At 63.8% G+C, this 9918-nt stretch carries 10 protein-coding genes; 3 read left to right on the top strand and 7 right to left on the bottom strand.

Translation table 11 applies throughout. The features are described 5' to 3' along the window. Nucleotides 1-73: 73 nt before the first annotated feature. The 7 genes from QZ271_RS12695 to QZ271_RS12665 all read right to left on the bottom strand — a co-directional run bounded on the left by QZ271_RS12695 (nucleotide 74) and on the right by QZ271_RS12665 (nucleotide 6154). The gene (locus QZ271_RS12695) at nucleotides 74-1210 is read right to left on the bottom strand and encodes a type IV secretory system conjugative DNA transfer family protein (RefSeq protein WP_291432042.1); all 1137 of its coding nucleotides are present in this window, start codon (nucleotides 1208-1210) and stop codon (nucleotides 74-76) included. A 44-nt stretch (nucleotides 1211-1254) separates the two neighbouring features. Continuing rightward, nucleotides 1255-1674 carry a hypothetical protein gene (locus QZ271_RS12690; RefSeq protein ID WP_291432041.1) on the bottom strand — a complete coding sequence of 140 codons (420 nt, stop codon included), beginning with the start codon at nucleotides 1672-1674 and terminating at the stop codon, nucleotides 1255-1257. A 143-nt stretch (nucleotides 1675-1817) separates the two neighbouring features. Then, the gene (locus QZ271_RS12685) at nucleotides 1818-2492 is read right to left on the bottom strand and encodes a relaxase/mobilization nuclease (RefSeq protein ID WP_291432039.1); all 675 of its coding nucleotides are present in this window, start codon (nucleotides 2490-2492) and stop codon (nucleotides 1818-1820) included. Further along, entirely contained in the window at nucleotides 2492-3010 is a 519-nt protein-coding gene (locus tag QZ271_RS12680; protein ID WP_291432037.1) for a hypothetical protein, read from the bottom strand. Before QZ271_RS12680 ends, QZ271_RS12685 begins: the two co-directional genes overlap by 1 nt. Before the next feature lie 370 nt (nucleotides 3011-3380). Beyond that, on the bottom strand, nucleotides 3381-3881 hold the full coding sequence (locus QZ271_RS12675; protein ID WP_291432036.1) for a hypothetical protein: 501 nt from the start codon (nucleotides 3879-3881) through the stop codon (nucleotides 3381-3383). Nucleotides 3882-4476: 595 nt separating this feature from the next. Further along, nucleotides 4477-4665 (bottom strand): helix-turn-helix domain-containing protein, encoded by a 189-nt coding sequence (locus QZ271_RS12670; protein ID WP_291432034.1) that lies wholly within the window; start codon nucleotides 4663-4665, stop codon nucleotides 4477-4479. A 139-nt stretch (nucleotides 4666-4804) separates the two neighbouring features. Then, nucleotides 4805-6154: a hypothetical protein gene (locus QZ271_RS12665; RefSeq protein WP_291432032.1), complete on the bottom strand. Its 1350-nt coding sequence runs from the start codon at nucleotides 6152-6154 to the stop codon at nucleotides 4805-4807. Between the two features lie 806 nt (nucleotides 6155-6960). On the opposite strand from QZ271_RS12665, the gene QZ271_RS12660 reads away from it, so the two are divergent. Genes QZ271_RS12660 through QZ271_RS12650 form a run of 3 tightly spaced genes read left to right on the top strand, consistent with a single transcriptional unit; the run spans nucleotide 6961 to nucleotide 9721 of the window. Then, nucleotides 6961-8727, top strand: a complete 1767-nt coding sequence (locus QZ271_RS12660; RefSeq protein WP_291432030.1) for a DUF262 domain-containing protein — start codon at nucleotides 6961-6963, stop codon at nucleotides 8725-8727. A gap of 33 nt (nucleotides 8728-8760) precedes the next feature. Continuing rightward, nucleotides 8761-8937, top strand: coding sequence for a hypothetical protein (locus QZ271_RS12655; protein WP_291432028.1), 177 nt, complete (start codon nucleotides 8761-8763; stop codon nucleotides 8935-8937). Next, complete coding sequence (locus QZ271_RS12650; protein WP_291432027.1) at nucleotides 8927-9721, top strand: HNH endonuclease; 795 nt, start codon at nucleotides 8927-8929, stop codon at nucleotides 9719-9721. The genes QZ271_RS12655 and QZ271_RS12650 overlap by 11 nt, the downstream gene beginning before the upstream one ends. Nucleotides 9722-9918 lie beyond the last annotated feature (197 nt).

The raw sequence follows: 9918 nt of genomic DNA, 5'->3' as shown, positions 1-9918 counted from the left end.
GGAAAGAGAAATGGAACGGATTTTAGCCGTCTGGGACGGCACTCGCCAGCATGTGGCTTAGAACTGAAAGATGTCAGGAAATCGACTGGACGTAAATCATGGCCACCATCCCACGCCCCGCCACCGTGGACACCAGATCGTCCAGCTTCGGGATCGAAAGGCGCCCCGCCTCGTCAAAGCCGAACAGCAGCGGCAGGGTCTGGGCATCCGGGTTCAGGTCAAAGTGCCGGATCAGGGTGTTGATCATGGCCAGCAGCAGCGTGCGGAAGGCCGTGCCGGTGTACTCCAGCTCAGACTCCATGAACACCAGGTAGACCGTCGTGGGAGAGCTCACCAGATCCAGCGCCCGGAAGTCACTCGCACCCGTCATCCGCAGGATGCCTTCGGAGAAGAGCGGCTGCAACTTCGTCAGCATCCCCGTCCAGGTGTTGTCCAGGTACTTGTTCCCCGCCACGGAATCCCAGTCGAACTTCAGTGGATCTTCCCGCAGGAAGTCCACCAGCGATTCCCGCACCACTGGGTTATCAACCCGCCACAGCTCCTTGCAGAAGCCCTCCAGGCCCTGCGCCGTCACCCGGCGAATGAACGGCAGCACTGGCTGCTCCAGAATCAGCGCCGCCTTGATCGCCGCCACCAGCGCGAACGTCCCGCGCCGCCCGAACGCCGCATTGCTCCCGTCCGCGTCCGGATCGAGAATCATCGTGGCCACGCTCCGGATCGCCTCGTCGGTCGCCAGCTCGCGGAACGGATCGTAACGGTGCCCCTTGCCCGTCGGGTTCAGGACGATGATGCGCTGACCCATCGCCGCCCGCCTGGCAGCCGTCAGCCGGAACAGCTCGCCCTTGATGTCCACCACCACGGCACTGTGCTCCCAGGACAGCAGGTTGCTCGTCAGGTGCAGACCCTTCCCCGACCGTGACGGCCCGCATACCAGCACGTGGCCCAGTTCCCGCTGCCCGAACGTCCCGGGCGCGATCCCGAACACATGGCCGTACGCGAAGCCCAGCATCACGCCGTTCTTCAGCGGAAAGTGACTCTTGAGGAGCTGAATCTCCTTCTGCGACGCCCAGTGCGCGTTGTACAGCGCCTGATACCGCGTCTCCCGGCCCAGCGCGAACACGTGACCCGCCACCGCGATCACCGGCGGCCACAGCAGCAGCCACGCCGGCAGACCCGCCAACAGAATGTAGGCGATCAGGAACGCCGCCACCGAGTACCCGAAGATCCGCACCAGAAACGCCCCGTAATTGACGGTCATCTCCAGCCCCCTGGTTCCGCAGCGGACTTCTCCGGCAGGTTGAACTGAGCCCACGACCTCATGCGCGTCGCGCGGTTCATCGCCATCTCCGGCTTCCACGCCGAACCCACCAGCAGCAGCGTTCCACCCCAGAGGAATCCAGTCACATACCACGCCATCCGCAGCGGCGCCGTGTTGTGAAACCACGTCGTGACGTACGCCTCACGGCACGCCCCTGACTGCATGCACTGCCCGAGGTACTGCGCGGTGTTGAACTCGCCGCGTTGCTGGAGCACCCGCGTCCGCGCGGTTCCGAACAGGCCCGCGTTCGCGTGCAGGAACGACTGCGCGCTGTACAGCACCGCCGTCATCAGCAGAGCGCCGCCCGCGAACTGCATCAGCCGCGGCCGCTGATCGATGTTGACCCGTGTGGCCATCCTCTTCCCTCCTGGAATCCTGTGCGGGTGAGTGCTTCGCACTCACCCCGAGCGGAGCGAGCAGCACGGAGAACGTGCTGCGGGAGATGAAGGAGAAGGGCGGCGCTCTTCCCGCCGTTCTCCGGAAGTCGACGGGGCACGTCCTACCCGCCAAGCTCGATCTGGGACAGGCGCTCACGGGTGTTCTCCTGCACCTTCTGCCGGTCCAGTTCCTGTTCAGCCTTCAGCTGCTTGTCGGACTCGTCATCGCCCACCACACGCAGGGCCTTGAAATCGTCACGCTCCAACTTCTCTTGCCGCATGAACATCACATGGACGTGCGCGTGATCGGTGTGGGCGTGCTCACCGGCGTGGGCGAACGCGACGTACTGGGAGACGCCGTGGCGCTCCAGGGTGCTGCGTGCCCAGTCCTTGACCTGCTGCTCGTTCATGGGGGCGCCCGGCGACATGATCATCCGGTAGGCGTAGACGCTCTCCGGTTTCCTGGCCTCCTCCTCAATGAACTTGGCCACCTCGTGCTTGCTCAGGTCCTCCCGCTCGGCGTTGAATCCTTCGCGGTACTGGCGCACCCCGTCCTTGTCTGGCCGATGCCCGTAATACTGGGCCGCGTCCTTGGCCTTCTGCACGCCGCTGCTCCTGACCTTCCCGCCCTTCGTCCTGACGAACGAAAATGTTGTCTTGACCACCGTGCGGGTGCTGGTGCCACTGCTGCGCCTCCCATTGCTCCGCACGCTCGCCATGCGGCGTGCGCCAGATAAACGGACAGAGGCGTGCTGCATGACCCGCCCGCTGACCCCTTCAAACTCTGGTCGTCCCATCAGCCCTCAGCCGTGGCGGGCACACCTGGCGCGCGGCTACGCACACTGGTCTCTGTCAGGGCCTGAAGCAACTCCGGCATGTCCTCAATCGGCGTCTTCAACCGGCGCACCGCGTCGGCCCAGTACCCCTCCGAGATCCGGCGTACCTTCTCACGGTCCATGCCCTCCGTCAGCGTGAGCTGGTGCGCGATCAGGCCGCGCGCTGTTCCTGACTCCAGCCCCACGCGCACCAGCAGCTTCGCCATCCGGTTGAACCCGGTCGCCACCTCCTTCCGGATCACCTCCTCCAGCAGAGGCACCACCATGGATTCCCCCCACTCGCCCGCCTGCACGACCACCCCCTTTTCCAGCAGTTCAGCCGCCACGGCTGACAGCGACTGATTTTTTGCCAGCGCCACCCGCTCCAGCGCGTCCGCTACGTCCTCATCCACATACGTCGTGATCTTCTTTCGCATTTCCGCCGCCTTTTCCTTAAAACTGACCGTCGCACGTGCGAAAAACCACGACTGGCAGGACAAAAAACGAACGTGTGCGCTTACAGCACGTCAGATCCACGTGCGAATAACGCAATCAACGTGCGAAAAAGCATGTGCCAGCGCGAGAAAACACCCAACGCACGTGCGCCCTTATCCTGCCTACCTCCGTGAGACCTTCCCCCTGACCGCAGAGATGATGAACTGCGGCGGCCCGTGCTCCACGGCTGTCTCTCCCCCGAGCGTTGTTCGGACCTACCCGTGTCCGGGTGCGGCCGGGCTGCTGTGGGCGCTTCCGTGCCGGTGCTCAGGCCTGTGCACCTGGACATCCCGTGTGCCCGAGTGCCGCCCTGCAAGCCAGCCGTCCGTTGCAGCCTCGCCAGTAAGGCAGCGTGAGCAGGGCCGCGAAAGTCCATCAGTGGTCCGTCCGGCGCCGTCGTCCGCCGGGCGTGGCCTGCCGTCGGATCTTCTTCCGTCTGGGGACGTCCGGGGTCTTGAGGTTCCGGTTGGCCTGGGCGAGTGCTGGCAGGTCCAGGGCGCCGCTCAGCAGTTCATTCATGGTCACGGCGATCCGACCTGCGCCGGCGGACATGGATCGCCTCACTTCACGCGCGGCTCTGTGCCGCGTCTGCTGGAGCCAGATCTGAAAGTCAGGCGTGCTGGCGACCGCTTCCTCGTACCGGCTGACCTGGCTCTTCTTGTGCTTCGCGTTGCCGGAGTCGTAGCTGAACTTCTCAGCCAGGACGTACGCGGTCACCTCTCCTGCTTTGACGGCGGCCCGGTAGTAGGACAGCCACCTCGCGCGTTGTTCCACGGGCAGCGCGTTCACCAGTTCACTCAGGCGGATGAAGGGTGGGTGCGGCCTGGCCGTGGCTTCCTGCGGGGCTGCCGGGTGCGGTGTCCAGTCATCGGTCATGGGTGAGCTTTCCTGAGCTGTCATGTGTCCTCCCCGGGATACGGAAAAGGTCACCTGCTTCCCGCAGATGATACGAGTATCCTGTAAAGTTATATCACCGCTCGAGCTGCCGGACAGAGACCCCGACAGGCTCGAACTGAACCGCTCCCGCCACCCCTTCAAGCCAGCGGAACATGCAGGAACCAGGCAATCCTGCGGTGTGCAGAGCGCACGCTGCCAGCTCCAGGTAACAGATGGCAGTCCGTAACGGGAAATGCCCGGGGGAACTGGTGTGTGACTGTGCAGTGCTGTCTGTGGAACTGGCCAGTTGAAGATCTGAGGTAACTGCTCAGCAGGGTAAATTGCTCAGAATCTGAATTCAGCCCTATAAATTGCTAAGAAGCTGCTTTCAAATGACTGAAATTGCCGATATGGGCGAATTGGTTCGTCCAAGGCAGATTTGCAGTAAATATTATGCTCATACAAAACGGGAACAAGCGTTTTTTGCCGTGTTTATCGTGCTGAGCAGTTACGATCTGAGATCGTACGCAGGCTGACCCCAACGTTTGAAAGGCGTCTGAGGCTGAGGTTCGCATCATTGACAGGTGACTTCAGTTCAAGACTTTGAGCTACCCGCGAGGAACTGCTGGAGTGCTTCGCGTGGAATCAGGTAGCGACGACCTACCCGTATGCTGCGCAGACGTCCCGAGCGCAGCAGGGCATTGATGGTGTTCTTGGAAAGCTGCAGCAGGGGTTCAAGTTCTTTGGGAGTGTAGACGAGTTTCTCCTGTGTGAGTCCGGTCATGACAGCCCTCCTCGTGGGTCACGGTGTCCTGCACGGACACGTGAAGAGAGTTCACTCTGGTTCAACTGAATTGAGGCACGTCTACAACGGATAGTGAGCTTTCGGGAAGGTCACTCTTTCAGGTGTCAATGTCGTTCCGTCAGGCGGCCCTGTAGACCGCGTTCCACCAGTCCGATTCTTTCAGGCGGCTGGTGAGCATCGCGCCAGGATGTTTGATATGCAGCTCCCGCATATCGATGAGGACCCGGTGCATCTCAGTCTGAAGGGTGTCCAGACCGCGCAGACCCTGGAGGTCCGCCTGCAGCGCCCGCCACAGCACCCGGTAGTAGTGCCGGACGCTCTGCTGGTCATTGAACACCCTGGCCAGGGCGGTACCGGCGGCCTGCACAGCGTCACGTCGGCGCTGGGGGAACTCGGTCCGCAGGGCGCTGAGCACCTCGACCAGTTCGCGCGGCCCGGCGGTCATCATGAACTCGGCCAGGTCAGTCGTGGGGTGGGAAGTGAGGGAATCTCTAGTAACCAGGGATTTCTGTCTGGTTTTTGGTAACGACCAGTGCAGAAGGTCCTGAGAAGAATGGTTGCCCACTGTGTGGGTAAGTGATTCCCTCACTTCCTGTCTGAACTGCCAGGCGGTGTGCCCGGCCTTGCGGTCGGCCGTCAGGTCCCGGTGGGTGATCAGCTGGCCCTGGTCGTCGCGTGGAAGTTCTGCCGGGTGGATGCGGGCGTTCAGGCCGTCCCTGGGCGTGAGCAGGACGCAGACCCAGACGCCGGTTCTGGCCCGCTTTTCGAAGACCTCGCCGGTCTCGCGGTTCAGGAATTCGGTGGTGGTCCAGTCACTCCAGGTGGCCAGGAGGCCGCTTTCACGGAGGTCACGGGTGGCGCGTTCGCAGGTGGCGGTGCTCAGTCCCGTGGCCAGGGGAAGTGCATCGAGCACCGTGAACCAGCAGTAACTGGTGATGGCCTGGGCGTTGTGGCGCCGGGCATGAATCAGTGTGTAGGTGGCTTCGACCAGCGCGCGGTAGGTCAGGCGGGCCCTGTGGCGGGCGCGTGGTCTGATCCGGGCGGTGATGCGCGCTTCAGCCAGGGCCAGGGCGCGTTCGATATGGGCCTGGTGTGCGTGGGGTTTGGCTGCCTGCAGGGCCAGGAGGGTGCTGGTCACCGCGGCCTGCACGGTGGGCGCGCTGACCGGTGTGGCCGGGGTGGGTAGGGTGCCCCGTGGTGCGGGCACGGGACGCGGGCCGCTCAGCAGGGGGGGCTGCACGGAGCTGCGCAGGGCGGCCTTGAAGCGCTGCGCGCCTTCCTCCTGCCGGGCCCGGTGCTGGGCGTCGGCGCGGGCCTTGTCGCTCAGGTACCGCAGGGCGGCCGTGAGTTCCGCGGGCGAGCAGGCAGGGGTGCGTCCGGCTCGCAGGGTGTCCGCGACCCGCTGCACGGCCGGGGAGACGGACGGGGAGTGTCCATGGACACTCCCGGTGTCTGAAGGGTGAGGCATTCGGTGGGGGCTCCTCTTGTACAACAGGGGGTCTGCCCGGTAGACTGAGGACACGTTCGTTCTTTCCTCGTCTATCGAGATCCTGAGAACTCCCGCCGGCCAGCGGGGGTTTTCTTTTGGGCTGTCAGGCTGGATCGGGTTGGTTCAGATGACCTCCTGGTGATGCAAGTTTACAACATAGATGTGTCAAATTCCGCAGTGGGCTCCTCGGATCGTGACCGCGGGGCCTGACTGGAAATCCGATACGCCACTCTAAGGCATGGTTTCTGACCATCCGAGAGCCGGTCTGTCATACGCCCCGGCAGTGGCAAGTGGGTTATTGGCCGTCTGGATCGGTGTTATTTGGATCCCTTCGGCAGTCAGGTGGGGGTGAATAGGTCACGTCCGCGACCCGAATTGACGGCAGTCAGGTGGGGGTCCGTTCGGCAGTCAGGTGGGGGGTGTATTCGGCAGTCAGGTGGGGGTCCCATGACAGGCAAAGAGTGTTTTTTCTCATCTGAAACGGCGAAAAGGAGTGATTGACCGGCTTGTTCAGGGATCTGGTGTGAATCGCGCTGGACGTGACCCCTGCAGTCCATCCGACTTCGGCAGTCAGGTGGGGGGCGTTTGACAGGTGGTCTCCACTTTCCCCGGTGTCCGCAGCGGCAGTAGAGCAACGGTCGTCTCCACCCGCGAAGGCTGCCCAACGGAGCAGCCTTCATTCTTGCGGATCCCAGGTACGCTCCGGGTGTTCCGCCCACTTCTGGTCTCCGTGCCGCGAACTTGCGGCAGTGCGCGTTCCGTCCACCGCGTAGTATGCCTTATTCATGGACATCACCCCAGACAAGCGCAAGCTCGTGGCCCTCGTTGAGCAGGCCCATCACGGCGACCTGTGCCTGCCGGAATTCCAGCGGGACTTCGTGTGGCCACGCGAGCAGGTAGCGGATCTCGTGCGCTCGGTGCTACGCGGCTACTACGTGGGCTCGGTGCTCCTACTCCACACCAACCCCGATCATCCGCCGTTCCAGCCCAGTTTCCTGCGTGGCGCGAAACCCAAGGGCACGTCGCCCCGGCCCAAGCAGCTCGTGCTCGACGGTCAGCAGCGCCTGACCTCGCTGATGTACGCCCTGACGGCCCCCGAGTACAACCTCAAAGAGACGAGCAAGCCCCGGCGCTTCTTCGTGGATCTACAGAAGGCGCTCAGCGACATTGACGACGACGGCATTGTGTTCGACGTCGCCACGGAGGATCTCGGCGACCTGGCCACGCCGGAGGGGCAGTTCGAGCGGCTGCTGCTGCCGTGCACGGCGCTGCTCGAGAGCGGCACCTTCTCAAAATGGAAGGACAAGCTCGACGATCACCTCAGCGCGACCGACAAGGCCAGGCAGCAGCAGTACAGGGACGAGTGGCGCGACCCCTGGACGGAACTCGTCACGCGCTTCCAGACCTTCCAGGTGGCCGTCGTGGAACTCCCACAGGTCGAGGAGAGTGATCCCGACGCGCTGGGCCGCATCTGCGCGATTTTCGAGAAGCTCAACTCGAACGGCGTCGAGCTCAGCGTGTATGACCTGCTGACCGCCCGGTTGTACCGCTCGGGCATCAAACTCCACGACCTGTGGCGCGCGTCGTGCGACCAACACAGCCGCCTGAATGACTGGTCGGGCGGCAAGGCCGAGACCCTGAAGCTCGGGGTGATCATTCTGCGCGTGTTGGCGTTGCTGCGCGACGTCACGCCCACGCCCAAGGAACTGATCAAGCTCTCTCCCAAAGAGTTTCAGAAGGACTGGAACCGCGCCGCGCAGGGGGTCGAGCGGGCCCTGGAGCACCTCGAATCGATCGGCCCAGACGGCTTCGGGGTGTTCGACCGGCAATGGTTGCCAGGTACCGGCCTGATTGCGGTGCTGGCCGCTGGTCGCCAGCGCATCGAGGAACAGAAGCTCGTCGGGTTCGAGCGCGCGAGTCTGCGCCGCTGGTACTGGTGCAGCGTCTTCCTGGAGCGGTACTCCAGCGCCGTCGAAACCAAGGCGCGCCGGGATTTCACGGATCTTCTGGCGTACTGGGCTGGCGGGAGCGAGCCTGGCGTGTTCGCCGAGGCGCAGGCGCGTATGGGCACGCCGGCGTATTCCATCCGGGGCTCCGCGTCATCGGGCAGTTCCGTGTACTCGGGCGTGTTCTGCCTGCTGGCCCTGAATGGCGCGCGTGACTGGCGGCGGAACGAGGCGCTGACCCTGCAGAAGCTCGAGGATCATCACATCTTCCCGCGCGCTTATCTCAGGCGGGCGGGAATCACCCGCCGCACCCTAGTGAACACGGTGCTCAACCGCACCCTGATCAGCGACGAGACCAACCGGCTTATCCGCGATAAATCCCCAAGCGAGTACACCGCCTGGGACAAGGTGTTCCCGAATGGCGCGTCCGAGAAGGTCCTGGCCACGCATTTTCTCGGCGGCGCGGCGAGAGACGACCTGATGTGGGCGGATGACACCCTGTCACCAGAGGCGATTGAGAATGTGTATGACCACTTCCTGGCCGAGCGTGAGGCCTTGATCCTCGCTGAGGTCCGGTCGAGATGCGGAGTAGACCTCGTGAACTGATGGGTCGGGTCACCCCGATCTATGGTTCAAGACGTGCGCAGTGACGGTGCAGGCATGCCCGGCTTCATCCAGTCGGCCGCGGACGACGCCACGTACTTCCGCAGCATCGTGCTGTTCGGGCCGAACACGGCGTCGTACAAGTTCGCCCTGAGCTGCGCCGCTCCTCGATCACGTGCGCCGCGGCCGGGTACAGGGCACCATGCCCGGTAGCGTGTTCCTGGAGGGGGCCGCCGCGCACCTGCGCGGCCAGCTGGACGGAGATACCTTCCATGCCCTGACGGTGCAGCACGCCTTCCGTTATGTGCTCGACGTGTACCACCGCCTGCCGGGCGGGGAGTCCGCCGTCGAATTCTTCCAGCTGCAGCGCGGCCGCCGGCGGTCACTGGTACTCACTGACGCGCTGCTGGGCCTCACCCCAGACCAGCGCACTCAGTTGGCGGCCGAGGTCGAGGCCCGATGGACGCTTGTCGAGCACGCGTGGTCACAGAGGACGGGTGCTCTCATCCGCTCCCCCACCTACGACGACGCGACCGGCGAGTTGGTGCTGGTGCCGTGGCGGCACCAGACGCGCGTGCCCCTCACGCCGCTGCGCCCCGCCCTCAGCGGTTACCAGAAGGGCCACTGCTTCTATTGCTACGCCCCCATCGATACAACCTCCGGCGCGGCGTGCCACGTCGACCACGTGTTCCCGTGGGTGCTCGGCTACCGACTTCAGAACACTGACCTCAACGCAGTGTGGAACCTCGTGCTGGCGTGCACGGACTGTAACAGCGGGAAGGGAGGCAAGCTGCCTGCCCAGCGCTTCGTCGAGCGCCTGCACCGCCGCAATTCCTACCTGATCGACAGCCACCATCCGCTGCGCGCCGCGCTGATCCAAGACACAGGCGCGACGCCTAAGGCGCGCTGGGCCTTCCTCACCTCCCTGGAGACCTTCGCGCTGGATAACCGGCCCCACCGCTGGAACGGCCGGCCAGAGCACGCGCCGGTCTTCTGAGCACCGTGTCTGTTGACTGATACGGACTCGGATTGAATGGGCTGCAAAGCCGCTGGGTCCGAGCGGACGCGAGTAGGAGCAGGGTGGGTGCCGGACGTGGAGTAGGCAATCCGGTGAAGTTCCGGTAACTGCTCAGCAGGGTAAATTGCTCAGAATCTGAATTCAGCCCTATAAATTGCTAAGAAGCTGCTTTCAAA

Source organism: Deinococcus sp. (assembly GCF_018260555.1).
GTDB lineage: Bacteria > Deinococcota > Deinococci > Deinococcales > Deinococcaceae > Deinococcus.
Note: the sequence above shows the minus strand (reverse complement) of the source record. Positions and strands in the feature narration are given on the sequence as shown.